Source organism: Amycolatopsis dongchuanensis (genome assembly GCF_039542405.1).
Classification (GTDB): domain Bacteria; phylum Actinomycetota; class Actinomycetes; order Mycobacteriales; family Pseudonocardiaceae; genus Amycolatopsis_E; species Amycolatopsis_E sacchari.
In genome coordinates, this window is the sequence record NZ_BAABIB010000011.1 from 1 (window position 1) to 25,114 (window position 25,114).

The 25,114-nt window shown below is 70.3% G+C and carries 22 protein-coding genes and 2 pseudogenes; 15 read left to right on the plus strand and 9 right to left on the minus strand.

Translation table 11 applies throughout. The features are described from left to right. A partial coding sequence (locus ABFX51_RS02085; RefSeq protein WP_346051692.1) for a flavin monoamine oxidase family protein occupies nucleotides 1-711 on the plus strand: 711 nt, incomplete at its 5' end. A gap of 529 nt (nucleotides 712-1,240) precedes the next feature. On the opposite strand, the gene ABFX51_RS02090 is transcribed toward ABFX51_RS02085, so the two are convergent. Genes ABFX51_RS02090 through ABFX51_RS02100 form a run of 3 tightly spaced genes read right to left on the minus strand, consistent with a single transcriptional unit; the run spans nucleotide 1,241 to nucleotide 4,316 of the window. Further along, nucleotides 1,241-2,674 (minus strand): alpha/beta hydrolase, encoded by a 1,434-nt coding sequence (locus tag ABFX51_RS02090; protein ID WP_346051694.1) that lies wholly within the window; start codon nucleotides 2,672-2,674, stop codon nucleotides 1,241-1,243. A 26-nt stretch (nucleotides 2,675-2,700) separates the two neighbouring features. Beyond that, a complete protein-coding gene (locus ABFX51_RS02095; protein WP_346051695.1) occupies nucleotides 2,701-3,420 on the minus strand; it encodes an ABC transporter permease in 720 nt (239 codons plus the stop codon). Between the two features lie 11 nt (nucleotides 3,421-3,431). Continuing rightward, entirely contained in the window at nucleotides 3,432-4,316 is an 885-nt protein-coding gene (locus ABFX51_RS02100) for an ABC transporter ATP-binding protein (RefSeq protein WP_346051697.1), read from the minus strand. 108 nt (nucleotides 4,317-4,424) lie between these two features. Between ABFX51_RS02100 and ABFX51_RS02105 the strand changes: the two genes are divergently transcribed. Continuing rightward, on the plus strand, nucleotides 4,425-5,564 hold the full coding sequence (locus ABFX51_RS02105; protein WP_346051699.1) for a sensor histidine kinase: 1,140 nt from the start codon (nucleotides 4,425-4,427) through the stop codon (nucleotides 5,562-5,564). Continuing rightward, on the plus strand, nucleotides 5,561-6,163 hold the full coding sequence (locus tag ABFX51_RS02110) for a response regulator (protein WP_346051700.1): 603 nt from the start codon (nucleotides 5,561-5,563) through the stop codon (nucleotides 6,161-6,163). Before ABFX51_RS02105 ends, ABFX51_RS02110 begins: the two co-directional genes overlap by 4 nt. 228 nt (nucleotides 6,164-6,391) lie before the next feature. On the opposite strand, the gene ABFX51_RS02115 is transcribed toward ABFX51_RS02110, so the two are convergent. Both ABFX51_RS02115 and ABFX51_RS02120 read right to left on the minus strand, forming a co-directional pair. Further along, the gene (locus ABFX51_RS02115) at nucleotides 6,392-7,387 is read right to left on the minus strand and encodes a S41 family peptidase (RefSeq protein WP_346051735.1); all 996 of its coding nucleotides are present in this window, start codon (nucleotides 7,385-7,387) and stop codon (nucleotides 6,392-6,394) included. After that, nucleotides 7,370-7,522 (minus strand): annotated as a pseudogene (locus ABFX51_RS02120) (ferredoxin); the annotation flags it as partial. The pseudogene ABFX51_RS02120 and the gene ABFX51_RS02115, both read right to left, overlap by 18 nt. 555 nt (nucleotides 7,523-8,077) lie before the next feature. Between ABFX51_RS02120 and ABFX51_RS02125 the strand changes: the two are divergent. Further along, complete coding sequence (locus ABFX51_RS02125) at nucleotides 8,078-8,407, plus strand: hypothetical protein (RefSeq protein WP_346051702.1); 330 nt, start codon at nucleotides 8,078-8,080, stop codon at nucleotides 8,405-8,407. Nucleotides 8,408-8,458: 51 nt separating this feature from the next. On the opposite strand, the gene ABFX51_RS02130 is transcribed toward ABFX51_RS02125, so the two are convergent. After that, a complete protein-coding gene (locus ABFX51_RS02130) occupies nucleotides 8,459-9,055 on the minus strand; it encodes a TetR/AcrR family transcriptional regulator (RefSeq protein WP_346051704.1) in 597 nt (198 codons plus the stop codon). Nucleotides 9,056-9,151: 96 nt separating this feature from the next. Between ABFX51_RS02130 and ABFX51_RS02135 the strand changes: the two genes are divergently transcribed. Then, nucleotides 9,152-10,675, plus strand: a complete 1,524-nt coding sequence (locus ABFX51_RS02135; RefSeq protein ID WP_346051706.1) for an MFS transporter — start codon at nucleotides 9,152-9,154, stop codon at nucleotides 10,673-10,675. Nucleotides 10,676-11,207: 532 nt separating this feature from the next. Here the strand turns inward: ABFX51_RS02135 and ABFX51_RS02140 are convergent. Together ABFX51_RS02140 and ABFX51_RS02145 are read right to left on the minus strand one after the other, a co-directional pair. Next, nucleotides 11,208-11,456: a Rossmann-fold NAD(P)-binding domain-containing protein gene (locus ABFX51_RS02140; RefSeq protein ID WP_346051708.1), complete on the minus strand. Its 249-nt coding sequence runs from the start codon at nucleotides 11,454-11,456 to the stop codon at nucleotides 11,208-11,210. A 676-nt stretch (nucleotides 11,457-12,132) separates the two neighbouring features. After that, complete coding sequence (locus ABFX51_RS02145) at nucleotides 12,133-13,053, minus strand: LysR family transcriptional regulator (RefSeq protein WP_346051709.1); 921 nt, start codon at nucleotides 13,051-13,053, stop codon at nucleotides 12,133-12,135. A gap of 283 nt (nucleotides 13,054-13,336) precedes the next feature. Here ABFX51_RS02145 and ABFX51_RS02150 point away from each other — a divergent pair, with 283 nt between their 5' ends. From ABFX51_RS02150 to ABFX51_RS39565, 9 genes are all read left to right on the plus strand, one after another. Continuing rightward, nucleotides 13,337-14,104 (plus strand): enoyl-CoA hydratase/isomerase family protein, encoded by a 768-nt coding sequence (locus tag ABFX51_RS02150; RefSeq protein WP_346051711.1) that lies wholly within the window; start codon nucleotides 13,337-13,339, stop codon nucleotides 14,102-14,104. An 11-nt stretch (nucleotides 14,105-14,115) separates the two neighbouring features. Beyond that, a complete protein-coding gene (locus tag ABFX51_RS02155) occupies nucleotides 14,116-14,922 on the plus strand; it encodes a maleylpyruvate isomerase family mycothiol-dependent enzyme (RefSeq protein ID WP_346051713.1) in 807 nt (268 codons plus the stop codon). A 116-nt stretch (nucleotides 14,923-15,038) separates the two neighbouring features. Beyond that, nucleotides 15,039-15,746, plus strand: a complete 708-nt coding sequence (locus ABFX51_RS02160) for an SDR family oxidoreductase (RefSeq protein ID WP_346051715.1) — start codon at nucleotides 15,039-15,041, stop codon at nucleotides 15,744-15,746. 358 nt (nucleotides 15,747-16,104) lie between these two features. Continuing rightward, the gene (locus ABFX51_RS02165) at nucleotides 16,105-17,400 is read left to right on the plus strand and encodes a PucR family transcriptional regulator (protein WP_346051717.1); all 1,296 of its coding nucleotides are present in this window, start codon (nucleotides 16,105-16,107) and stop codon (nucleotides 17,398-17,400) included. A gap of 90 nt (nucleotides 17,401-17,490) precedes the next feature. Further along, nucleotides 17,491-18,444, plus strand: a complete 954-nt coding sequence (locus tag ABFX51_RS02170) for a fumarylacetoacetate hydrolase family protein (RefSeq protein ID WP_346051719.1) — start codon at nucleotides 17,491-17,493, stop codon at nucleotides 18,442-18,444. 11 nt (nucleotides 18,445-18,455) lie between these two features. Beyond that, entirely contained in the window at nucleotides 18,456-19,097 is a 642-nt protein-coding gene (locus ABFX51_RS02175) for a VOC family protein (protein ID WP_346051721.1), read from the plus strand. Between the two features lie 3 nt (nucleotides 19,098-19,100). Next, nucleotides 19,101-20,960: an FAD-dependent monooxygenase gene (locus ABFX51_RS02180; RefSeq protein ID WP_346051722.1), complete on the plus strand. Its 1,860-nt coding sequence runs from the start codon at nucleotides 19,101-19,103 to the stop codon at nucleotides 20,958-20,960. Then, nucleotides 20,957-22,831, plus strand: coding sequence for an acyl-CoA synthetase (locus ABFX51_RS02185; RefSeq protein ID WP_346051725.1), 1,875 nt, complete (start codon nucleotides 20,957-20,959; stop codon nucleotides 22,829-22,831). Before ABFX51_RS02180 ends, ABFX51_RS02185 begins: the two co-directional genes overlap by 4 nt. Before the next feature lie 154 nt (nucleotides 22,832-22,985). Further along, nucleotides 22,986-23,291, plus strand: coding sequence for a hypothetical protein (locus ABFX51_RS39565; protein ID WP_428832430.1), 306 nt, complete (start codon nucleotides 22,986-22,988; stop codon nucleotides 23,289-23,291). Here ABFX51_RS39565 and ABFX51_RS02195 read toward each other — a convergent pair. Next, nucleotides 23,193-23,841, minus strand: a pseudogene (locus ABFX51_RS02195) (transposase); the annotation flags it as partial. The gene ABFX51_RS39565 and the pseudogene ABFX51_RS02195 sit on opposite strands and share 99 nt — an antisense overlap. A 660-nt stretch (nucleotides 23,842-24,501) precedes the next feature. On the opposite strand from ABFX51_RS02195, the gene ABFX51_RS02200 reads away from it, so the two are divergent. After that, nucleotides 24,502-25,059, plus strand: a complete 558-nt coding sequence (locus ABFX51_RS02200; RefSeq protein ID WP_346051727.1) for a hypothetical protein — start codon at nucleotides 24,502-24,504, stop codon at nucleotides 25,057-25,059. The last annotated feature ends 55 nt before the right edge of the window (nucleotides 25,060-25,114 follow it).

Below are 25,114 nucleotides of genomic sequence, written 5' to 3' on the forward strand. Positions count from 1 at the left end.
CGCGCGATCGGCACGCACAAGGTCCGCCTCGGCGCGGAGGTCACCCGCGTGACGAACCGAGCGAACGGCGTCGAGGTCGCCTATCGCGACGCCACCGGCGAGCGCACGATCAGTGCGGACTACTGCGTCGCGGCGCTGCCGCCGCACATCATGGCGCGCGTGCCGACGAACCTCGGCGACGCCGTGACCGCCGCGCTCAAGACACCGACGCTGACACCTGTCGGCAAGATCGGTCTCGAGTACCGGAGCCGCTGGTGGGAGGAGGAGGACCGGATCTACGGCGGGATCACCGAGACCGACCTCGATCTCACGCACGTCTGGTACCCCTCGTACGGCTTCCACGGCAAGCGCGGCACGATCGTCGGCTACTACAACACCGGTGGCAACGCGCGGACCTATGGATCACTGACGCCGGGGCAACGGGTCGAGCGTGCGCTCGCGCAGGGGGCGAAGATCCACGGCGACAGGTACCGGACCGGGCTGGCGAACGCGTTCTCGGTCGCCTGGCACCGCACGCCGTACCTCGAGGCGGGCTGGGTCGGCTGGCCGTCGCGCACGACCGGTGAATACGAGCTGTTGAACCAGCCACAGGGCCGGGTCTACTTCGCGGGCGACTGGCTCACCTACTGGATCGCCTGGCAGAACGGCGCCTTCGACTCGGCGCGGAAAGTGGTCACCGCGCTGCATTCTCGTGTCCAAGCGGGCGGTTGATCCCCGCCATCGGCGTCCGCATGCTCGACCGGCCCGACACCCACCTCAACGAACCGCTCGGCCGCGGCGGCCGGAAACACCAGTCCACAAAGGACGGGATCGACTCGCTCGATCGCGCACTGGCCTCGCGAGGACGGTGTGGTGGCGGCGCGGCCCACTGTCCCGTTGGGCCTGTGCGCCTCGGCGGTCTCGTTCGCCGACAAGCCCCTCGGCTGAAGGCGAAGCCGTTGCCCTTGCTGCCGGAGGAGGCTGCGCTGGTGGGCGTTCCGGTGGCGGGCTGTCAGGGGGTGGGGACCAATAGTAGGTCGACCGACTATTTCGCAAGAGATAGATTCATCACGGCGCGGCGAGCCGTACCGGCACCCTGACCCGGGCGATCTCGGCCACGGCGTCAGGACCGCGGTCCTCCCGGGCCTGCGGAAACACCGCTGACCGGGAAGGAGGCCACCGCAGTGTTCGCCTGGTTCGCCTCCGGCTGACCCGAAGACGCGGTGCCACCCCAAGGACGGAGTGGCACCGCCGCCCACGGTCAGCTTCCCGCGGCGCAGAAGGTGTCGTCCGGTCGTTTCCCGGTCACCAGGTACTCGGTGACGAGCGAGTTCCCGCACTCGTTGGGCCCGAACAGGTAGGCCCCGTGCCCGCCCTGGTCGATCGTGATCATCCGGGCGCGCTCGCCGAACGCCGTGCGCAGCTTGCGGGCTCCGGACCACGGCGTGCCCGGGTCACGCTGGTTCTGCACCATCAGCACGTTCGCCGGGCCGTGGCCGGTGATCCGCACCCGCGGCTCGGCCGGCGGCGCCCAGTACGCGCACGCCGAGATGTTCGCGGTCGCCGCGCCCAGCAGCGGGTAGCGGATCCGGTCGACCGCGACGTCCAGCTGGTAGCTCGCGATCGAGCGCGGCCACGCCGAGTCGCCGCAGATCACCGCGAAGCGGGACGCCAGCAGGTTCTCCACCCCCGTCACCGGTTCCGCCGGCGGCTCCGGGGCCCGGCCCTCGTCGAGCCCTTGCCAGTCCTGGGCCAGCTTCGTGAGGTCCGTCGAGTACAGGCCCCCGAACGTCAAGCCGCGGAAGATCGAGCCCGTGATCTCCCCGACCGGGGTGCGGTCCAGCCGCGCCGCCAGCTCGTGGAACTTGGCCGTCACCTGCGCGGGCGTCGTACCGAGCCCGTACTCCGGGTGCTTCGCCACGAAGGCCGCGAAGTCGGGGAACCGGTCCTCCATGCCCCGCCCGAAGCCGCGCATCGCGTTGATGTCGTAGCCGCCCGGTCCGAGGTTGCTGTCCAGCACGATCCGGTCGCTGCGCTCGGGGAACAGCGTGGTGTAGACCGCGCCCAGGTAGGTCCCGTAGGACGCGCCCAGGAACGACACCTTCGGCTCGCCCAGCACTGTCCGGATGCGGTCCATGTCCCGCGCGGTGTTCGCCGTGGTGATGTACGGCAGCATCGATCCGGTCTTCGACCCGGCGCACTGCTCGGCTTCCCGCTTCGCCAGCGCGGCCTGCTTCACGACGTCGGCCGGGCCGTTCGCGTACGGCAGGTTGCTGACCGCGATCTGCTCCGGCGTCAGGTCGCACGTCACCGGGGTGCTGTGCGCGACCCCGCGCGGGTCGAACCCGATGATGTCGTAGGAGTCGAGCACGTCCTGCGGCAGCTTCACGAGCTTCAGCAGCTGCGGGTAGTCCAGACCACCGCCGCCGGGGCCGCCCGGATTGGTCAACAGCACACCCCGCCGCTTCTCCGGGTTCTTGCTCGGCAGGCGCGACACGGCGATGTCGATCGTCCGCCCGCCCGGCTCCCGGTAGTCCAGCGGGACTTTCAGGGTCGTGCACTGCAGGTCCGGCGTCGGGAACGCCCCCGCCGGGCACGGTTCCCAGTCCACTGTGTTCGGTGCGGCGGAGGCCGCGGGCACGGCGGTCGTCGCGCCGAGCACGGCGATCGCGGCCACCAGCAAGGCTTTGCGCATCGGAATTCCTTTCGTTCGCACCGCGCTCAGCGGCGCGGTTCCCAGCGGAAGAGCCGCGTCGCCAGCACGACCGCGACGAAGACCCAGGCCAGGGTCGGGGCGAAGAGGAGCAGGGAGTCGGCGGCCGGTTTCCCGCCGTTCCACGCGTCGAGCACCAGCTCGGCCGCCGAACCACCGGGCAGCAGCCGCTTGAGCAGCGTCAGCTCGCCGGTGCCGGTGAGGCCGACCCAGCCGGCCACCGCGATCACGCCGACGCTGATCGGCAGCGTGGTCACCTGCGCGTGTTCCGGCGAGTTCGTCAGCCCGGCCGTGGCCAGACCCAGCGCGAGCATCATCACCACGGTGGCCACGACGGCGGCGGCCAGCAGCGGCGCGTTCGCCGGCTTCCCGGTGACCACGGCCAGCACCGCGAGCAGCACGGCGATCTGGACCACCGCGATCGCGGTGACCGGCAGCAGCAGTCCGCCGAGGATCGCGGCGTCCCCGGCCGCGGTCGAGCGCAGCCGCTTGAGGAACAGGTTCTGCCTCCGGGCGGCCAGCGTCGTCACCGTCGTGGTGTAGAGGCCGATGCCCAGCACGAAGAACAACGTCAGCGTCGCGATGTAGCCGAGGCTCCCCACCTCGGTGAAGACGTCGTGCCGGGCGATGAAGAACGCGCTGAGCGCTGCCGGCAGCACCAGGGCGGTGACCAGCACGAGGCGGTTCCGGAACAGCTGGATCAGCTCGCCGCGAGCGATCGTCAACATGGTTGCTCCTCTCAGGAGTTTTCGACGGCTCGGAAGACGTCGTCGAGCCGGGTCGGCCCGGCCTCCAGGTCGAGCAGCTCCACGGCCTGGTCCTGCGCCCAGGCGAGCAGCGTGTGCAGGTCCTTCTGCAGGCCGAAGGTCTCGACGAGGAACTTGCCGTCCACGCCCCGCGTGGCGAGGAGCGGCGGCGACGGCGCGTCGGCCGGGAGTCCGAAGTGGATGGTCGAGGGAAGCGTTCTGGTCAGCTCGGCGACGGTGCCCTCGCGGTGGAGGGTGCCCTGGTGCATGAGCCCGACGCGGTCGGCGCGCTGTTGGGCTTCTTCGAGGTAGTGCGTGGTGAGCACGACGGTCGAGCCGTCCTCGCGCAACCGGTCGACCGCGTCCCAGAGCGCGTCCCGCGACTGGATGTCGAGGCCGGTGGTGGGCTCGTCGAGGAAGACCAGCTCGGGCGTGCCGTAGACGGCGGTGGCGAAGTCGAGCCGCCGCTTTTCCCCGCCCGAGAGCTGCCCGACCTTGGTGCCTGCCTTGCGGGTGAGGCCGGCCACGCCGAGCAGGCGCCCGACGTCGTCGTGCCGTCCGGTGAGCCGCCCGACCAGCCCGACGGTCTCGCGCACGGTCAGGTCGGCGGAAAACCCGCTTTCCTGCAGCATGATTCCCAGCCGCGGGCGGACGGCGGCGCGGTCGCGGGGGTCCTTTCCGAACACCCGCACGGCGCCCGAGCTGGGCGCGCGGTGCCCCTCGACTGTCTCCAGGGTCGAGGTCTTGCCGGCGCCGTTCGTGCCGAGCAGGGCGTACAGCTCCCCGCGCTCCACTTGGAACGAAAGGTCTTTCACGGCGGGGAAGCCGCCGTAGGTGAGGGTGAGGCGATCGACGTCGATGACCGGTGTCGTGGACATGCCCCGAAGTCCAGCGTGGATCGGTGCCGCCCGGCAGTGCGGTGGCGTCACCCGGAGACATGACGTGGTGTCACTGGTGGTGCCCGCTCAGCCGGATACGCTCGGCTGGTGGAGGTGCCGACGATCGCACGCAGGACGTCCTGGACCGGCGGGAGGGTCCAGGAACGCCTGCGCCGGCTGAACCTGATCACGACCGTCCCGCCGCTGGCGCTCGTGGGCGTGTTCCTGCTGCTGGTGACCGCCCGGTCCTGGTGGCACGTGGTCCTCCAGGTCGTCGGGCTGCTCGCGGCGCTGGCGACGGCCGAACGCTGGACCGCGGGTGACTACCTCCGCGTGGCGCGGCCGAGCCTGGTCGTCACCGCGGTGGTGTGGCTTGCCGGGTCGCTGACCGATGACACGGCCGCGTTCTTCGGGCTGTCCATCGTCGGGTCGTACCTCATCCCGCCGCTGCCCCGCCGACGGCTCGCCGCGCTGGCCGCGCTGACGGTCCTGATCGCGGGGCTGGGCGCGGCGAACGTCCTCGTGCACGACGACCGGATCGGCTGGCGGCTGTTCCAGTTCGCCGCCGTGCCCGCGGCGGCCATGCTGGTCTCGACCGCGTTCATGTTCGCCAGCCAGCGCTTCTTCGATTTGATCGCGGAGCTCGAACAGTCCCGCGAGCGCGACGCCGACCTCGCCGTCACGCGGGAGCGGGTGCGCTTCGCGTCCGACCTGCACGACATCCAGGGGCACACCCTGCACGTGGTGAAGCTGAAGGTGGCGCTGGCCGAGAAGCTGCTGGACCGGGAACCGGATCGGGCGCGCGAGGAACTGCGTGAAGTGCACGACCTGGTCGGCGAAACCATCGTCCAGACCAGGGAACTCGCCTACGCCCAGCGGCGGCTGAACCTGTCCGCCGAGCTGGAGAACGCCAAGAACCTCTTCGAGGCCGCGGGGATCCACGTCCGCGTCGCGCGCGAGTCCGAAGTGGACGCCGCCGCGGGCGAACTGCTCGGCCAGGTGCTGCGCGAGACGACGACCAACATCCTGCGGCACGCCGAAGCCCGCCAGGTGGGGATCACGCTCACCCGGCGCGGGATCGCGATCGTCAACGACGGCGCCCCGGACACCGGCCCCCTCGAGCTCGGCGGGCTCGCGGTGCTCCGGCAGCGCTTGGCGGAGCACGGCGCCGAGCTGGAAGTCTCGCACTCCGGCGGCCGTTTCCGCACCGCGGCGGCCTTCCCCGCACCGAAGGAGGCCCGACGATGACGACGGTGGTGCTCGCCGACGACGAAGCCCTGCTCCGCAAGGCACTGGCCGCGCTGCTGCCGCTGGAAGACGAGATCACGGTGCTGGCCGAGGCCGACAACGGCGAAACGGCGGTCGCGGCCACCCTCGAACACGGGCCGGACGTGCTGGTCATCGACCTGGAGATGCCCCGCGTGGACGGGCTCGGCGCGGTCGAGGAGATCCGCCGGGCCCGGCCGGAGCAGGTGATCCTGATGCTGACCCGCCACGCGCGCCCCGGCGTGCTCCGCAGGGCGCTGAAGCTCGGCGTCCAGGGCTTCGTCAGCAAGGCGGCGGAACCGGCCCACATCGCCTCGGTGATCAAGACCCTGCACGCGGGCAAGCGCTGGATCGACCCGGACGTCTCGGCCCTCGCCGTCGTCGACGACTGCCCGCTGACCGACCGCGAGCTGGACGTCCTGCGCGCGACCCGTGAGGGTTTTTCGGTGGCCGACATCGCCGGGCAGCTGCACCTGGCGGAGGGCACGGTCCGCAACTACCTGTCCAACGCGATGCAGAAGACCCAGACCCGCACCCGCCACGAAGCGGCCCGATACGCCCGTGAGCACGACTGGCTGTAGCCGATGCGAGCGGCTCGTGCACGCCGCCGTCCGCCTGGCGCGGCGTGGCGGCCGCGGGGAAGCCGGGTGAGATCCGGGTGCGGGGCCCGATGGTCATGTGGGGGCTGAGGCGGCTCGTGCGGGAGCGGCTCGGTGCGCTGTACGAACCGGCGTTCGTGGACTTCGTCGACCGGCTGCCCTTGACGGCGCTGAGCAAGGTCGACAACAGGGCCTGCCGCAGGTTGCCCGTCACCGATCCGCGAGCCAGGCGATGGCCCGGCGCAACGGCTGCGCGCTCTGCCCGTCCGGAGTGAGCGCGTCGGCGTATTCCCGGTTGAGGCGGTCCACGGCCACGGCCACGGCGACGACCAGTGTCGAGCCGTCGGGGAGCGGGTGGGCGAGGGTGCCAGTCGGAGCACCGGCGGTGGGGGTGCCGAAGCTGCGGGCCGCCTCCCGGCCGCGGAACGCGATGGCCACCCCTTCGCCGGCGCTGGCCGTTCGCCGGTCCTGCAGCACGACCACGGGACTGCCGCTCGCGTCGGGCGGTGGCCCGGGCACCTCCAGAACGGGTCTGCCGGACGCGAGCAACACGCCCGGCCGGTAGGTGAACCGGGCGCCCCACCCGCTTCGGCGGCGGTAGGACAGGAACGTGTCCGCACCGAGCAGCGGGCCCGCGGCGGCGAGCATGGGGTGGATCGTGCCGCCGTTGTTGCCGCGCACGTCGAGGACCCACCCAGCGGCCCCGGCGAGGCACCGCTGGGCTTCCCAGGCCGTGCGCACGTAGGTCCTGCCGTCTTCCTGATCGCCGACCGAGATCGGCGGGAGACGCAGGTACCCGAGGTTTCCGCGCAGAGCGTGTCCTTCCGGCAGCACCGGCGCCGCCGACGTCCGGTCGCGGGGCACGCGCAGGTGGCTGTGCCGGTCACCGAGCCCCCGGAACGCCGATCGGAGCGCGTGTGCGAGCGGAGCGCCGGCCTTCGCCCGGTTCAGCACCTGGCGTTCCACGACGGGCCAGTCCACGCGGTCGCTGTAGTAGGCCTCATGCCGCAGCAGCCGCAGCGCCTCGACGGCGGCGTCGAACGAGCCCACTCCGCCATTCTGCCGCGCGCCCGTCAGCCGTCCCGGCTCCGCGGCTTGCGGCTGTGCGCGGCGGGTTCCGGAAACCAGGCGGATGCCCTGGATCGGGCACAGCCTGCGTGCCGAACCCACCGCCGGCGCCGAGCCCGCCGTCCAGTCGTCCGGCACGTCGTCCTCGTAGAAGATCGCCTCCACCGGGCACACCAGTGCCCGCTCGCCCTCGTAGATGCAGTCGACGGGGCATTCGTCGATGCAGGCCCGGTCCTTGACGTCCACGCAGGGCTGGGTGATCACGTAGGTCATGGCCAGCCCAAGCGCGGTGGGACCGCCGTGCAGGTCGTCGCTGATCGAGATCAGTGCCACGTTGACGATGGACGAGTCCACAATGGACAGTGCGTAACCGGTGAGTACCACCACGAGGGCGATACCGCTGAGCCCCGCGGCGGCCGGATTCCCGTCCGCCACGCGTTCCCGCGTCGTGCCGGGTCCCGGCACCAAGGGGAGGCTCTCACGTTTCGTCGTTGCGCCGCCCATCCAGTCGTTCGTCGGAGTCGCACGCGGTAGTACCCCAGGCCACTCGACCGTAGCGGGGGTGCCGGTGATCTTCGACATGATTCCCTTCGACTTGTCCTTCGCCGACTCCGGCCAGGGGGTCAGCGCGTTGAACCCGCGGTGCGAGGAGGCGGGCTGGATGCGGGTGTCCATCGACATCCGCATGCCGGCCGGGTTCACCGACACGTTCGGAATGGACTTGTGGCACAGGAAGGCGTGGGAGAGCAGCACGTCGCCCGGCTCCATCGGCGAGAACAGCAGCCGCTCGTCCGGGTCCAGCCGCTCCACCGGGATCCCGCGCACAGGATGACCGAAGCGCTGGAAGGCCTCGGTGACGACGTGCTCGCGGGACCCTTCTTGTGGCTGCCGTCGGCGATCGCGACGCCACCGATTTCGCGGCTGGTGGGCAGCAGTTCCGCTGCTCCTGATCCAGGTCGCGCGAGGGTAGCGCTCCCGCCGCGTCGCGGTCAGGACTTCCCCGCTGTGCGCCGGGTACGTTGCTCCGCCGCGGACGAGCGGCGAGGTGGTGCGGGGCGTGACGTCGGTGAGGTGATCGCCCATGTCGCCGCGGAGATGGGGATTTCGCGGCAGTGCGCCTCGAAGGGGGTCAACCGCGACCGCGCGGGGTCGGCCTGACGGCGCCACCCGGCGGAACTACCGTGCTGGGACGGCTTCTTCGCGCCCTGATCAGCGGCGCCCGGCGAGGAAGTCGTCCACGATGCGGACGCAGAACCCACGATCACTCGGCCTGCCGGTGACCAACGCGTTGAACAGCAGCGGGCCCACCAACTGCGCGGCGGCGACATCAATGTCACGCCCGGACGACGGCAGACACTCAGCGAGCACAGCCTCGAACGGACCGCGATAACGCTCGACAACGCGCTCACGCAACGCACCGAGCCGCGACTGGTCCTCAGCACCAGACGGCACACCCGACAGACCGAGCGTGGACAGCCACACCACCGCCGCCACAGCCGGCGCCTGATCGATCTGCTCAGCCTGAGCAACCACGAGCTGCAGCAACCGATCCCGCGGCGTGGCATCCGGATCGGGCAGCCGCAGCGGCGGCAGCAACTCCTGGAACGCGGCGGCCAGCAGTTCCACGCTGGTCGGGAAGTGCCGGTAAAGCGTGGACCGCGCGACACCACTGCGCGCCGTGACCGCCTCGATCGTCACCTGCCGCACACCACCCTCCGACAACAAGGCGACGGCCGCGGAGAGGATCGCCGAACGCGACCGGTCGAGCCGGGGGTCACGCCGGTCGGCGAACTGCCGGGCACTCACCTCCCGATCCTCCCTCCCCCGCGCGACAACGGGAAACGAGACTACCAGTCCTGCTACGCTACCGATGGTTTCGTTTCCCCGTCGGAACGAGGTGGCATGCGAGCAGGCCCCAGCACCGGCTCCGTCGAGGTTCCCGCGCTCTCCCCGGCACGCCGGGCCTGGACGGTCGGTGTCATGTGCACCGCGGTGGCGCTGGTGATCGCGATGGTCACGATCGTCAACACCGCACTGCCCGCGCTGGCCGCCGATACCGGCGCCAGCCAGGCGCAGCAGACTTGGATCGTCGACGTCTACACACTCGTGCTGGCGGCGCTCGTGCTGCCGATGGGCGCGCTGGGCGACCGCAACGGCCGCCGTGGCGTGCTCGTCATCGGGCTGGTCGTCTTCGCGGTGAGCTGCGCGGCCCCGCTGTTCGCCGCGTCGTCGGCCTGGCTGATCGCCGCGCGGGCGCTGACCGGGCTGGGTGCCGCGATGATCATGCCCGCGACGCTGTCGATCATCAACGCGAGCTTCCCGCCGGATCGGCGCGGCCGCGCGATCGGCATCTGGGCGGCGGTGGCCGGCGTCGGCGGCCTGGGCGGGCTGGTGTTCGCCGGCCTGCTCCTGCAGCATTTCACGTGGCACTCGGTGTTCGCCGGTCCCGCCGTGCTGGCGCTCGTACTGGCGCTCGCCTGCGCGACGGTGCCGACCTCCAGGGAGGCCGAGCCGCGCCGGTTCGACGTCGGCGGCGCCGTGCTCAGCGCGCTCGCCGTCGGGGCACTGGTGTTCGGCATCCTGCGCGTGGCGGACCTGGGCTGGGGCAACGCGACGGTGCTCGGCACCATCGCCGCCGGGCTCCTGCTGTGCGTGGTCTTCGCGTGGTTCGAGTCGCGGCAGGACGTGCCGCTGCTGGACGTCCGGCTGTTCGCCAACGCCGCCTTCACGACCGGTTCGGTGTCGGTCACCGTGCAGTTCACCGCCGCGTTCGGCTCGCTGTTCGCGCTGGCGCAGTACCTCCAGCTGGTGCAGGGGTATTCGCCGCTGAAATCCGGGCTGGTGCTGTGGCCGATCGCGGTTTCACTGTTCCCGCTGTCGCTGGCCTCGGCGTACTTCGCCCGCAAACTGGGGTTGCGCACGCTGACGTGCGCCGGGCTCCTGATCGTGATCGCCGGGGTGCTGCTGCTGGGACGGCTCACGGCGGAAAGCGGTTACCCGGAGCTGGCGGTCGCGGTGTGCGTGCTGGGCGGCGGGCTCGGCCTGACGGCACCTCCAGCCACCAGCGCGATCCTGGACAACGTGCCGCCGGGCCAATACGGCGTGGCGTCCGCCGTCAACGACGCGACGCGGGAACTCGGCGCGGCACTGGGGATCGCGCTCGCGGGCAGCGTGCTTTCGGCCGGCTACACCGGTGCCATGCACCCCGCGACGGCGATGCTCGCTCCCGGAGCGCGAGAGGCCGCCGAAGGTTCGCTCGCCGGTGCGCTGGCTGTCGCGGAGCGGTCCGGTCCGGCGGGTGGAGCGCTCGCGCAGGCCGCGCGGGCCGCCTTCGCGGACGGCATGTGGTACAGCCTGCTGGCACTGGCGGGCATTGTCGCGGCGGGCGCGGTGGCAGCTGTGATCCTCGGCCGGAGGGCCGGCTGAACCGTGGTCGTCCGGTGCCTGCACTACCGGGCTCGGTCCACTGAGGACGGTTCGCGTTCACCGCCTGTCGGCGGCGGAACGTCGGCCCCTCCATGACCACACGGCGCACGGCAACCCGACTGCAGCGAAGTACCGGCAGCCAGCGAAATGAGTTCGGCCGGGATGAGTGTCGTGGACGCCATTCATCCTGCGGTGCTGACGGGTACCGCGGCTCGGGTGCTTCACGAGCCGCCGAGGGGTCTGCACAGGGGAGCTTCGGCGGGAAGCCGACGTTTGACCAGGCGTCTCGGTTTGGCACGGGGCCTTCGGTGTCTTTGGGCTCGGTGTCGAGACCGGGCATCCTTCGCGCGCGTCGCACTGCCGTCGCTGGACCGCAGCGACGATTTGCCGGCAGGCGGTGTTGTCGAGCGGGCCGTCAGGTTTCAGCAGGCCGCTGGTGCGCACGGTTCGGCCGCGACGCGGCGCATCGGACCGACGGCAGCACCGACCCTCGGCGCCGGCTCGACGACCGGGCGCCGAGGGGGTTACCCGCTCAGACGTCCGCCGCCACCGACAGGGCGATGTCCCGGTGGGCTTCGTGGTTCTCGAGGCGGGCTACCAGCGCGGCCCGCACGTACTGGTAGCAGTCCGGGCCCAGCGGTAGCCGCAGCGGGGCCTCCGGCCGGTCGGCCGCGGCGATCATGCCGTCGGCGATGAGGGCAGGGTCGTTGTCGCCGGTGATCGCGCCGCTGGTGATCGCGCGGCGGATATCGCCCGCCGGGGTGGCGTCGTACGCGGCCATCACCGGCGCCGTGGACCGGCGAGACGCCCGCCTGCCTGGCCCTGGAGGCCAAAGTCGTCAGCTCGGCGAGCGAGTGAGAACACCGGCCGGTGTACTCGTCGCCACGCCGCACCGGCCGGCGCTTCCCGTGTGCTGAGCCCCCTATCGCGTCGTGCTGTGGCCCGGCGAACCGCGATCCGCACCGGGTCGCATTGACCACACCAGGCCCGGGAGAGACACCAGCCGCTCAGGTCAACGGCGACCACGATCTTCTCCCATTTTTCTCCCACCGACCCCGGTCCGACCACAGTGGACAGACAAACAAGATCACCACGAGAACGCGAAAAAGCTCGCTGACCTGGAGTCGACTCAAGCACGTTCAGCCCATCTGTGGACCAGTCGCCGCTCCGGTTTCGCTCCGGCTCCTTCGCTCCTCGCTCATTCACGTTCCAGCTGCGCCAAGGCACGCGGCACCAGAACCTCGACACCGACCTGCTGGAGCAGCAACACACGACAGACAAATCGTCTCGAGCCTCACCGTTTCGCAACCTCGCCTGACCTCCGACAGTTCCGACTCCAGATCCGGCCGCTCCTCCGGCTTGAGCGTCGAGTCCCCTTCCCAGGGTGACGGTGGCATCGACGTGCTTGTCGCGCCGAAGCCCTGTCCGCTGTCGTCCGGCTGAAAGAGCCGCGCTCGTCAGCTCGTCGCGTCGGACGCTGCTTTCGTCGCGGGCCGGTCCAGGGCCGCGACCAGGTAGCCGAGATCGCGGCGGTGGGAGCCTGCGTTCCACACGGCCCAGGTGCGCCGGACGATGGGGTGACCGATCAGCGGGAACCAGGTGACGGTGTCGGGCAGGGGCTGGGACCAGCCGGGAGGAGCCAGGGTGAAGGCGCGCCCGGCGCTGACGGAGGCGAGCTTGACCTCGGCGATCAATGGCTGCCCATCGGGGACCTGCGGGCCCGGGTCGATGCCGTGGCTGCGCAGAATGGCGGTGAGTTCGTCATACCAGGCGGGGCTGCCGGAGCGGGGGAAACCGATCCAGGTGAGTGCGTGCAGCGCTTCCAGCCGGATGCCGTGCGGCCCGGCCAATTCCGCGGCGCGCTCCGTTGCGAGCAGAACGCCCAGGCGCTCCTCGACGACCAGCATCGCGTCGAACTCCTGCCCGTGAGGGCGTTCTCTCAGCAGGCCCAGCTCCAGGTCACCCCTGTGCAGTTCCGCGACTTGCGCGGAGGTGGAGAGGTGCCGTGCTTGAACCCGCGTGTTCGGATGGGCGACGGACAGTTCGAGCAGCGCTTTGGACAGCAGGTCGGCGGGCAGTTCCAGAGGAATGCCGATCCGGAGCGAGGCTGTGCTCCCCCCGGTGTGCGCAGCCATGACCTTGAGCGCCTGGTCGTAGCGGGCGAGTACGGCACGCGCCTCCGCGAGCAACGTCACCCCGGTTTCCGTGGCCCGCACGCCCGTGGAGGAGCGAACCAATAGCTGCTGACCGAATTCCCGTTCCAGGGCACTCACCGTCTGGGACAGGGCGGGCTGGCTGATGTGCAGCCGCCGTGCCGCCGCCGACAGGCCGCCCTCCTCCACCACCGTGACGAAGGCGCGCATCGCTCGGATTTCCATGCCCCTATCGCATCACGGGCCGCGGACGGGGGGCCACGCGCGCGCACGACCGAGGCGTAGCTCTCCGTGAAAGTGCGTTTCGGCTCCTTCGGCCCCGCACAGGTGCCGGCCGCGTGGAGCTGCTGGGTCGCGGTGTCCGGCGGCAAGGCACCCAACGCCATCGTCGGCGCTTATAGCACCCCTCGGGAAGCGCTCTGGCCAGGCGCTATGCACCCTGCCGGTCCAGGAGTTGAGTTGGGCACAGGGCGGAGTGACCGCCCCGGATTCACTTGAGGAGCCTTTCGTGTCCAAGCAGATCCCGTCCTACTTCACGGCGTTCAAGAACCTGGCGATGAGCCGCACGGAGTCGGGCGTGCTCACGCTGCGTTTCCACACCGATGACGGTCCGGCCACGTTCACCGGCGAGACGCACACCGACTTCCCTCGTGCCCTGTACGAGATCGGTGAGGACCGCGACAACCGGGTCCTGGTGCTGACCGGCACCGGCGACCGGTTCATGACCGACATCGATGGTGCCAGCCTGGGCGACATCACCAAGCCGGCCCAGTGGGACCGCACCCTCGCCGAGGGCCGCCGCGTGCTCCAGCGCCTGGTCGATCTGGAGATGCCCGTCGTCGCCGCGGTCAACGGTCCCGCCTCCGTCCACAGCGAGTACGCCCTGCTGGCGGACATCGTGATCGCCGCCGACACCACCGTCTTCTCCGACTTCCCCCACCTGACCTTCGGCATCGTTCCCGGTGACGGGATCCAGATCGCCTGGGAGGAGGCCCTCGGGCTCAACCGTGCCCGCTACCTGACCTTCACCCAGGGCTCCTTCACCGCCGAGCAGGCCGAGCGCTGGGGCGCGGTGGCCGAGGTGCTGCCACTGGAGCAGGTCCTGCCCCGCGCCCAGCAGCTCGCCGAGGAGCTGGCCGCCAAGCCGCGGCTGCTCACGCGCTACCTCGCCATCACCCTGCGCCAGCGGGTCAGCCGCCGCATGGCCGAAGGTCTCCAGCTCGGCATGGCTCTCGAAGGCCTCACCGCTGCTGACCTCGCTCACCAGCAGCAGTGAGCGAGGATGTGATGACCCTCTCCCCCGCGGACGCGTCCGAGGGCCTGCCGGTCTGGCTGGAAGCCCTCCACACGAGCTCCCGGCGTCTGGCCGCCACGGTCGCTTCCCTGTCCGAGCAGGAGCTGAAGCAGCCATCGATGACCGGTGGGTGGAGCATCGCGCAGGTGTTGTCCCATCTCGGCAGTGCCGCCGAAATCTGCACCGGGCTGCTTGAGCGGGGCATCGCCGGCGATGAGACGGGGCCGAGACGAGAGGACCTGGAGCCGGTGTGGCAGCGGTGGAACACGCTCCCTCCGCTCGCGCAGCGGGACGCGTGGCTGGCCGCCGACGCCCGGCACCTGCGGCTGCTGGACTCACTCGACGCGGCCCAGCAGTCGCAGGTGCGCGTTCCGTACTTCGCCGGACTGCTCACCGCTCCCGTCTACGCCGGGTACCGGCTCTCGGAGCACTCCGTCCACGCCTGGGACATCGAAGCCGCCCTCACCCCGGGGGCGACGATTCCGGCGGCGGAGGTGGGCCTGTTGTGGGAGCGGCTGGATCTGGTCGCCACCCGCTTCCGTGCCGCCGACACCCTCAGCCGGCTCGCCCCGGCACAGCTCACCATCGCCCTGACCAGCCCGGCCAGGACCGTGCTGCTCGACCTGAGCGGCGAGCTGCACCTGTACCCGTGTGAGCCGGCCGAACCGGCGGGTTCCGTCACGGGCACAGCGGAGGCTGTGCTGCGTCTGGTCTACGGCCGCAACCAGCCCACGGACGAGATCCAGGTGAGTGGTGCGGTCACCCTGGCCGACTTGAAAGCCCTCTTCCCCGGATTCTGAATTCCCACCACCACGGGTGCCGATGCCCAGCCGGCGTCGGCACCCGTGCACTCCGTCCCCCGGCGTTCCGGGCGTGACCGCCCCGCCCACGGGGACGAGAAAGGACCCGTACCGCCATGACTCCTCGGCGAGTGCTCATCACGGGCGCCTCCCGCGGCATCGGCCTGGCCGTGGCCGAAAACCTGGCCCGGCAGGGCCATCGGCCGATCGGCCTCGCTCGCAACTCCATCGACGCCTTCCCCGGGGAGTTTCACGAGGTCGACCTATCCGATCAGGCAGCGACAGACACAGCCCTCCGGGCCGTCCTCTCCGAGGGGCCCGTCGACGCCGTGGTCAACAACGTCGGACTGGTCCGGCCCGCGTATGTGCACGAGGTCGAACTGGACGACCTGCATGCGGTCTACGACCTGACCGTGCGGGTCGCCGTCCAGGTCGTCCAGGCCACCCTGCCCGCCATGACCGCGCGTGGCTGGGGCCGCATCGTGAACATCACCAGCCTGGTCACCGTGGGCAAACCGGAACGCACAGCCTACGGGGCGGCCAAAGCAGCGCTGGACTTCTGCACCCGGGCCTGGGCAGGCGAGCTGGCCACCACGGGAGTGACCGTCAACTCCGTCGCACCGGGACCGACCGAAACGGAACTGTTCCGCGCCGGCAATCCCGTCGGGTCCCCCTCTGAGCAGCGCTACCTCGCGGGCATACCCTCCGGGCGGCTGGGCCGGCCCGAGGACATCGCCGCGGCCGTGTGTTTCCTGCTCTCGCAGGAAGCCGGACACATCACCGGCCAGATCCTGCGCGTCGACGGCGGTGCGAGCACCGGCTGACCGATCAGCAGACCGGTCTCGCTGCCGTCCGGACGCCAGCCCTGCCGTCCCGGCCACGGTTGTCGCAAGCGCGCTGCGCCTTGAGCATGGTCGCCAAGGGCGAGCCTGGTTTCGGCTCTGGCGGCGATCTCACGCAGCGACGCCTCTGCGGGGCCAACCAGGCAGGACGCCCCCGTCCCCGATCGCATGGGCGCCCTTCCCAGCCCATTCGTGGCACGGGTCGCGGCACCAGATTTCACCAGCAGCCGCGAGCCGTGTTCGGTGTCTGTTGTACTTGTTGACCGAGGGTGCGCCCGGCGGCATGGAGTGGTCGCTGCGCATCGTTCCCGGACGGAGGTGGCGAGGGGCAGTGAGCGGCGTGAGTGGATGGATTCGTGAGCTCGCGCCGCGCGGCCGGAATGTGCTGTCCCGGGCGGTGCTGCCCCCGGTCCAGGTCGACCGGCTTGCCGACCGGGTCGGCGCGGGTCCGGTGGCCTGGGCCGTCGAACTCGCCCAGGGCATGGCTGAGCACATGACCACGCAGATCCCGCAGCTTGCCGTGGACGGCCTCGTGCAGGAGCTGCGGAAGGGCTGTGAGGCCGTCGCGTTGAGCATCGTGGCCGCGCTGGCCGAGAACGTCGAGGTCGCGCCGGAGCCGCCGGCGGAAGCGCTCACGGGCGCTGCGGAGGCGGTGGGCCGGGGAGTCGGTATCGAGCACCTGCTGCAAAGCGTCCAGCTCGGTCATGCCTACGCCGTCAGGGAGATCCTGGCCGAGGCTGAACGACACCTGCCTGCTTCCGACCGGTTCGCGGTGGTGGGGCATGTCTCGGAGGTGCTGTTCGCGATCGTCAACCAGCTGTCCGCTGAGATGACTCGTGAGTTCTCCCTGGCGCACGCCGCCTGGGTGACCAGTTCGGCCGCCGTGCGCATGGAGCTGGTGCAGGAGGTCCTCGCCGGAAAGCCGGTCGCTGCCGAGCACGCGCACCGCGTCCTGGGCTACGACCTCACCCGCCGGCACACCGCGTTGGTGGTGTGGGCCGACGACCTCGAACAGGCCGATCCCCGCCGGTTGGAAGCGGTCGCCGAGCAGCTGCTGCGGGCGGGCGGGGCGACGGGCACCTTGATCCTGCCTGTCGGCAGGCAACGGGTGTGGGCGTGGGGGTCCAGTGTCCGTGGTGCCTCGGTGGGGCCACTGACGTCGACGGGCACGCCCCCGTCCGGGATCCGGGTAGCGGCCGGGCTGCCCGAGTCCGGCGCCGAGGGGTTCGCGTCCAGCCACGGCCAGGCCCTCGATGCCGTCCGGGTCGGGATGCTGTCCCGCACCGGCCGGTGGCTGTTCGACTACGCCGAGCTCGACCTGATCGCCATGCTCAGCACGCGGCTCGACGAGGCCTGCCGGTTCGTGCACCGTGAGCTGGGTGGACTCGCCGGAGCCGGGGAGCCTGCCACCACCCTGCGCACCACCCTCAAGTGCTACCTCGACACGGAACGAAGCCTGAACACGACGGCTGAGCTGCTGCACGTCGCGCGCAATACGGTCGCGTACCGCATCCAGCGGGCCGAGCAGGTGCGGGGCCGGGAGATCGAGGTCCGGCGGATGCAACTCCAGGTTGCGCTGGCACTCGCGGAGGAGTTCGGCGACCTCGTGCTGGGCGAGCCGACCACCCCGGGCTGACGACTCCTTGGGACTTCGGTCCAATCGGTGGTGGGCCGGTTTGCACCACGAGCCAAGCGCCGCGAAGGCTGTGTTCGCTGCACTGTCGGCATGGTGATCCACCTCGCCCGCTACCGCCTCGCCGACGAGATCCGGTGGGCGGCCGTCGCCGACGGTGGCCTGTCGCCGCTGGCCGGCAGCTACGCCTCGACCGCGGACCTCATCCGTGACGGCGCCGACGACTGGCGGTCGGCCGTTGATCGCCCTCCCCGGCTGCCGGCCGAGTCGGTGGAGCTGCTGTCCCCGGTCACCACGCCCTGCCGCGTCCTGTGCCAGGGCGCCAACTACCGGCAGCACGCGATCGAGTCCGGGATGGATCCCGACGCGCGGCCCTTCAACCTGTTCTTCGACAAGACGGACGCCGCGGTCACCGGTCCCGACGCGCCCGTCACCCGGCCGTCCCACGTGCGGCTGCTCGACCACGAGATCGAGCTCGCCCTGGTGCTGCGTAAGCAGGTCACCCAGCCGGAGACCGTCACGAGCGAGAACCTCCACGAGTACGTCTTCGGCATCACCATCGCCAACGACCTCTCCGCCCGCGACGTCCAGCTCCCGCAGGGCCAGTTCCTCAAGGGCAAGAGCTACCGCGGGTTCTGTCCAGTCGGGCCCTACCTCGCGGTGCCGGAGCCGGGGGAGTTCCCGCTCCTGGACGACCTGGAGCTGCGCCTGGAGGTCAACGGCGAGCTCCGCCAGCACGACAGCACCCGCAACCTGCTCTACCGGCCCGCCGAGACCCTCACCGAGCTGACCACATTCTGTGACCTCAGTCCCGGAGACCTGCTGCTCACCGGCACCCCTCACGGCTGCACCGCGACCACCCCGCCGGCGCTGGTCCGCCGCCTGGCCACGGCCTTGCTGCCGGAGGACAGGCTGTGGCGGGCGTTCATCCGCACCAACCTCCGCAAGCCCTACCTCCAGCCCGGCGACGTCGTGACCGCGAGCATCCGCAGCCCCGACGGCTCCGTCGACCTCGGCCGGCAGCGCACCACGATCACCGCATCCTGAAAGGACCGCTCATGGAAGCCGCCAGGGAAGCCGGTACCAGCAGGCCCGCGAACGACTTGGCACCGGACTTCCTCGCGCACTGGGTCGTCAAGACCGCCCGCCGCGAGGAGATGATCACTTGGTACCGCAAGGTCTTCGGCGCCCGCGTGGTGCACCAGGACCGGCGGATCGCCTTCCTCAGCTGGGACCACGAGCATCACCGGCTGGCGCTGATCACGGTGCCGCGCATCCTGCGGTATCTCTTCCCGCTGGCACGGCTGCGGCGCAAGGTCTACGGGATCGACCACCTCGCCGTCCAGTTCGCCTCGCTCGAAAGCCTGGTCACCACCTACGAGCGACTCAAGCGGGTGGGCATCCGTCCGGTCTGGGCCATCAACCACGGCCCGACCACCTCGCTGTACTACGAGGACCCCGACGGCATCCGCCTGGAGTTCCAGGTGGACAACTTCCCCACCGCCGAGGCCACTGCCGCCTACTTCGCCAGTGAGAAGTTCGCCGCCAACCCGATCGGCACCGAGTTCGACCCCGACTACCTGCTGGAGCGGCTGCGCCGCGGCGACGACCCGGCCGAGCTGCTCCGGCCCGGCGCGGGCACCCGGCCCGGCACCACGCCACGGGCGAACAGGCGGGCCATCACCTGGAGGACTCTGTAGACGATGCGCACCGCACCGGTCGTGATCGCGGGCGCGGGCCCGACGGGAACCACTCTCGCACTGCTGCTGGCCCGGCACGGTATTCCCAGCACGGTGCTCGAACGCCGCGAGCAGCCCCTGATGCACCCCGCGGCCCACGTCATCAACGCCCGCTCACGCGAGATCTGGCACCACGCGTCACCCCGGCTGGCCGCGGAGATCACCGCGCTGGCACCGCCCAACGACACGGTCAACGTCATCCGCTGGTGCTCACGGCTCACCGAGCCGCTCGGCGAGATCGACCTGCTGTCCGACCCCGACCGCCTCGCCGAAGTCCAGGCACACAGCCCGTTCCTGATCACCCACATCGGACAGCACCAGCTCATGCCCGTGCTGTGGGCGGCGCTGGAGCGCGAGCCGCTCGTCGACTTCCGCCGCGGTACCGCGGTCACGGCGATCGAGGCCGGCGCCGACCGGATCGCCGTGCGCACCGCCGCGGAGACACTCGATGCCGCCTACCTGGTCGCCGCCGACGGCGCCAACAGCGTGGTCCGGGACAGCGCGGGCATTCCGCTGCGCGGCCCGGTCCTGGCCAACATGGGCAGCGTCTTCTTCCACGCCCCCGGACTGCACCCGCCCGGCACGGTCCGCCCGCTGCTCAGCTGGATCTACCAGCCCGCCTTCTGCGGCGTCATGATCGCCCACGCGAACGACGACTACATCCTGATGACCGCCTACCTCCACCCGGAACAGGAAATCGCCAGGGACAGTCGGCGCTACTGGGAAAGGACACTCCCGCGGGTGCTGGGCAGCACCGAGGTCACCATCCGGTCCACCGGCACGTGGACCATGACCTCCCAGACGGCCCGCGTCTTCCGGCAGGGGCGCCTGCTCCTCGCGGGCGACGCGGCACACCGTTTCCCGCACACCGGCGGTTTCGGCCTCAACAGCGGTGTGCAGGACGCCCACAACCTCGCCTGGAAGATCGCCGCGGTGCTCCGCGGCGGCGCCGAAGACACCCTGCTCGACACCTACGAGACCGAGCGCAGGCCCGTCGTCGAACGCTTCGCCGAGCAGAGCGTCGCCAACCACTTCCGTCTCGACGAGGTGACCGCGCCCGTGGGAATCACCAACCGCGTTGTACGGCGGGCCACCCAGGCTCTCACCCACCCGCTGTTGTCCCGGGTGCCTCCTCGTGCGCTGGCCTGGGCCTGCGACCGCCTCACACCGCTCCAGCTCAAGCGCACCGGAGTGCTGCTCGCGAGCACCGCCCGCGGCCGGAGGATCCGGGCGCGCGTCGCCGCCGCCATCCCGGGCCAGCTCGAACACTTCGTTTCCACCGGACTGGAATTCGGCTACACCTACGACGGTCCGCTCATCCACGCCGAAACCCCTTCGCCAGCCGGTGGCGACGTGGTCACCTACCGCCCCACCACCCGTCCCGGCGCCCGCCTCCCGCACGCCATGGTCCGGCACGAGGGCACGATGCGCCCGGTCCACGACTTGCTTCCGCACGATGGACTTGCCCTCGTCACACCGGATGCGCGGGCGTGGGAGCAAGCACTGCCGCCCGAGTGCCCGCTTCCACTGCGCGTCGTGAGCCTGGCCGCCGCGTCCCCGGCCGAGGAGCGGAAGCTCGTCGAGCTGTTCGAGGTCGGCCGGCACGGCGCGGTTCTGGTGCGACCCGACGGCCACGTCGCCTGGCGCACCACCGGCACGGCCGCGCAGGCGACGCCGGAGCTGAACCGGTTCCTGCGCGACCACTGGCAGCCGTACTGGAAGCCGGCTCAGGTCGTTGCTCGCCGGCCGGGGACAAACTCCGTCCTGCCGACCGTGAAAAGCCCGAATGGTGAACAGGACGAGACTGTGAAGGTGCCTGAATGACCGAGAACCTCCTGTGGCCGCCGCGCTACCGCCAGCCCACCGACCTGCCCGACATCGAGGCCGTCCCGCTCGCCGACCGAGGGTTGCCCGAGTCGACCTACGCGCTCCTCTCTCGCGCCGCCACGTTGTGGCCGGAACGAACGGCGCTCACCGTGCTGCCCGAAGCCGCCCGATGGCGCGAACCCGCGCGACGCACCTTCGCTGACCTGCTCGCCGACGTGCACCGCTACGCGAACCTGCTGCGCGAGCTGGGAATCCGGCGCAGCGACGCGGTCGCGCTGATGTCGCCCAACTGCGCCGACCTCATACCGGCGACCCTGGCCGCACAGCTGGCCGGTATCGCGGCGCCGCTCAACGGAGGCCTGTCCCGCGATTACCTGCACGAGCTGCTCCGCCGCTCCGGTGCCCGCGTCCTGATCACCGCGGGTCCAGAACTTGCAGGTGGCACCTGGGAAACGGCACAAGCACTGGCTCCTGAGCTGGACGCGATCCTCGTGGTACGCCCGACCGGCGCGGCCGGCGAGCCAGCTCCGTTGCCGGGCATCGAGGGTGTGCGCGTGGGCTATCTCGACGAACTCGCGTCCGGAATGGACTCGTCCACGTTCGCCGGGGACCCGCCGCGGGCATCGGACCTTGCCGCGTTGTTCCACACAGGCGGCACCACGGGCATCCCGAAACTCGCCGCGCACACGCACGCCAACGAGATCGTCAACGCGTGGGCGATCGCGGCGAACTCGGTGCTCGACGCCGATTCGGTCATCTTCGCGGCACTGCCGCTGTTCCACGTCAACGCGCTGGTGGTCACCCTGCTCGCCCCGTTGTTCAAGGGGCAGCAAGCGGTGTGGGCCGGTCCGCTCGGCTACCGCGAACCCGCCCTGTACGGACAGTTCTGGCAGATCGTCGAGCACTACCGGATCGCCGCGATGAGCGCGGTACCGACCGTGTACGCGGTGCTCGCGCAATGTCCGGTCGACGCGGACATCACCAGCCTGCGCTACGCGGCGGTCGGCGCCGCTCCGCTGCCCGCCGCCGTGCGGGAGAGCTTCGAGTCCCACACCGGCGCCACGCTGGTCGAGGGCTACGGCCTCACCGAAGCCACCTGCGCCAGTGCCGCGAGCCTGCCCGACACGCCGCGACCGGACGCGGTCGGCCAGCGCCTGCCCTACCAGCAGGTGAAGGTCCTCCGCCCCGGCACCTGGGAAGAACTGCCGCCGGGCGAGACCGGAATACTGGCCATCAGCGGTCCCACCGTGTTCGCCGGTTACGTCGTCGGCCGCGACGAACACGGGTATGTGCTGGATGGCCTCGGCAAGCTGGCCGACGGCTGGCTCGACACCGGCGACCTCGCCCGGATCGACGAGGACGCCTTCGTGTACCTGGCCGGTCGCGCCAAGGACGTCATCATCCGCGGAGGCCACAACATCGACCCCGCGATGATCGAGGACGCCCTGCTGGCCCACCCCGGCGTGACCGCCGCCGGCGCGGTCGGGCGCCCGGACACGCACTCCGGCGAGGTCCCGGTCGCCTACGTAACACTCGCACCCGGCGCCGAGACGACCGAAGACGAGCTGCTGGAATGGGCCTCCGACCACATGCCCGAGCGGACCGCCGTGCCGAAGACCGTCACCGTGCTCGACGCGCTGCCCATGACCGACATCGGCAAGCCGTCCAAACTCGCGCTGCGCGCCGACGCCACCCGTCGCGCGATCTGCGAGGCGCTCGCCCCGTTCCGCGGAGTGGAAGTCGATGCCCTCATCGAGGACGGCACCGTCGTCGCGACAGTCACCGTTCCCTCCGAAGTGGACGAATCCGAAGTGAAGGGCATCCTCGGCCAATACGCGATCCCATCGCGAATCGAGGTGCGGCCCTGACCTCGCGAAGGCCGGTCGCAATCCAGGAGACAGGGCCCGGTTGCTGTAACCCGACGAGAACGCTGTCGACCCGGACTACCTCACGTCGCCCAGGAGGTCGTGCCGGCCGTGCTGCCCGCCTACCAACAACCGCGGCGGCTCTTTCCGCTACCTGGTGCACGCGATTGCCTCGGACAAAATCGCCGACGCCCACCGCCTGGTTGCGCGCGACCGAGCGGACCCGGTGGCCGAGCTGCCCGACCAGCCGCCGGCCGACGACGGTGACGAACCCGAGCGGCACCTCGACGAGGACCTCAGTGCCAGGCTCAACACGCTCCTCGCCACCCTGCGCCGAAGCGTTCGGGATCTCGGCCGGCTGGCGGACGTCGGCTCGGCATTCGGTGCGGACGCGCAGGCGGTGGAAGCCCTTGAGCCAGGCGAAGGTGCGTTCGACCGGCCAGCGGATAGTGCCCAGACCTGAGTTGTGGCCGGTACCGCGTCGGCGATCATCGGAATGATGCCGTGGTCGCGAACCAGGCGCCGGTAGGATGGCTTGGATCAGCGGGATCAAGTGTGTGACGCCCTTGCGGTGACCTTCGGTGAGCGTGACGGCGAGCGGGATGCCGTGCGCGTCGGTGATCAGGTGGTGCTGGGAGCCGGGTTAGCGGCGGTCGACCGGGCTGGGGCCGGTTGGTCCCCTTGTGAGGGCGCGCAGGTGGGTGGAGTCGACCAGGGCCGCGGGCAGATCCAGCAGGCCGGCCACGCGCAGCTCGGCGAGCAACCGTTCGTGCGGCTGCTGCCGGCCTCGTGCCACGAGGTCAACCGCCGCCAGCAGGTGGCGCCCGAGGCACCGAACAAGGCGGTGGACAGCCGATTCCTGCCGATACCGGTACGCACCACGTAGAGGATCCCTCCGGCGCGGCCCGGTCATCGGCACGCTTGCGACCCGGATGACGGAAGCGCCTCGGATGCACCGGGACCAACGATTTCAGGCGCGCCCACAGCTCGTCGGCCAGAACCTCCTCACGCACATCGTGATCTTGGAACGTTCTGCACCGCGGGAAAAGTCGACACGTCAACTCATTCTGAACTGATTTCTTAGCCCCGTTCTCCGCAAGCACATCTATTCACCGAAGCGCAACTACCACTCGCTCCTCGTCCAGCCCCGCCGAGCACCCCCTGATCACAGGGTGTGCTCAGCACTCGGTTTCATCAATTGACAATGTGTCAACAATTCACCAACGCCAGCGGTCGACGGCCGCGAGACGAGGCAGGTTCTTGATGATCGTGGCGATCGAACCTGAAGGAGCTCTCCCCGTCCCGATTCCGGTTCACCCTGCGGCAATCTCCTCCAGGAAGGGCATGTAGCAACCCGACGGCCAGTGGTTTATACCAGGCGAGCACGGCAGGCAAAAGCTCGATTTCGTGTCGATCTGACACTCGGCTCGAAACCCACCCAAGTGGATCAATCAGAAAAGTCCGCGAGATTGTCGGAAAATATCCACCATCGTGAGCAAGATCACTTCACTGAAACTTCATGTCACATTCGCGCGGCGAACACCGATACCGTGAAAGGTCGCTTCAGCGACTATCGAACGGCATGGGGCTCCCCGTATTGCGGCCAGCAAACGGCGTGCCTTCGGCCGTGCGCGAATCGAGTGCCGAAACTACATCGAAAACGAGGAGGGTTCGTGCGCCTATCACTGAGATGGCTCGCGGCCGCAGCCACCGGCCTGGCCGCGGCCGCAGCCGCGATCTCCCTGTCCGTCGTGGCTGGGCCCGCATCAGCCGCGCAGCCGGAGACCGCCACGGCGGCGGACGAACAGGCGACACTGGTGGAGGACTTTTCCTACCCAGGTGCAGCACAGATCAAGGATCAGTACGGAATCACGCTGACCTCGGGTGATGGTCACATCATCTTCGCCGACTGCCGGACGAGCCAGGGTTTGGGCAAGGGCTTGTTGCAGGTCTACACCACCGAGTCCATCGGTGCTGACGGCGAAGGCATGTTGTGCTTCCAGATCACGGGAACCACCGGTTACCTCAACCTCCTGGTCCCCGCCGTGTACGAGATCCATGGTGACGGGGTCTCCACCGGCCAGGGCCACAAGGTCACCGCGGAGTTGACCACCGACGCCGGCACACACAGCTCGGTCGAGGTCAACCCCTCTGGTTCCACTCCGGTCGGTGTCGGAGCGAAACCCGGCAATCCGCCCACGACACTCCTGCGGCTGCAAGCCCATACCTGATACCGCCGCACGTCGCCGGCGCAACACGCTTTCTTCCACGCGCGCTGCTGACAAC

Coding starts and splice junctions, on each gene's coding strand:
- ABFX51_RS02175 (WP_346051721.1), top strand. CDS start 18,456: ATGGAAGCCGCCAGGGAAGCCGGTACCAGCAGGCCCGCGAACGACTTG.
- ABFX51_RS02170 (WP_346051719.1), top strand. CDS start 17,491: ATGGTGATCCACCTCGCCCGCTACCGCCTCGCCGACGAGATCCGGTGG.
- ABFX51_RS02180 (WP_346051722.1), top strand. CDS start 19,101: ATGCGCACCGCACCGGTCGTGATCGCGGGCGCGGGCCCGACGGGAACC.
- ABFX51_RS02185 (WP_346051725.1), top strand. CDS start 20,957: ATGACCGAGAACCTCCTGTGGCCGCCGCGCTACCGCCAGCCCACCGAC.
- ABFX51_RS02155 (WP_346051713.1), top strand. CDS start 14,116: ATGACCCTCTCCCCCGCGGACGCGTCCGAGGGCCTGCCGGTCTGGCTG.
- ABFX51_RS02160 (WP_346051715.1), top strand. CDS start 15,039: ATGACTCCTCGGCGAGTGCTCATCACGGGCGCCTCCCGCGGCATCGGC.
- ABFX51_RS02145 (WP_346051709.1), bottom strand. CDS start 13,053: ATGGAAATCCGAGCGATGCGCGCCTTCGTCACGGTGGTGGAGGAGGGC.
- ABFX51_RS02110 (WP_346051700.1), top strand. CDS start 5,561: ATGACGACGGTGGTGCTCGCCGACGACGAAGCCCTGCTCCGCAAGGCA.
- ABFX51_RS02125 (WP_346051702.1), top strand. CDS start 8,078: ATGACCGAAGCGCTGGAAGGCCTCGGTGACGACGTGCTCGCGGGACCC.
- ABFX51_RS02100 (WP_346051697.1), bottom strand. CDS start 4,316: ATGTCCACGACACCGGTCATCGACGTCGATCGCCTCACCCTCACCTAC.
- ABFX51_RS02135 (WP_346051706.1), top strand. CDS start 9,152: ATGCGAGCAGGCCCCAGCACCGGCTCCGTCGAGGTTCCCGCGCTCTCC.
- ABFX51_RS02090 (WP_346051694.1), bottom strand. CDS start 2,674: ATGCGCAAAGCCTTGCTGGTGGCCGCGATCGCCGTGCTCGGCGCGACG.
- ABFX51_RS02140 (WP_346051708.1), bottom strand. CDS start 11,456: ATGGCCGCGTACGACGCCACCCCGGCGGGCGATATCCGCCGCGCGATC.
- ABFX51_RS02095 (WP_346051695.1), bottom strand. CDS start 3,420: ATGTTGACGATCGCTCGCGGCGAGCTGATCCAGCTGTTCCGGAACCGC.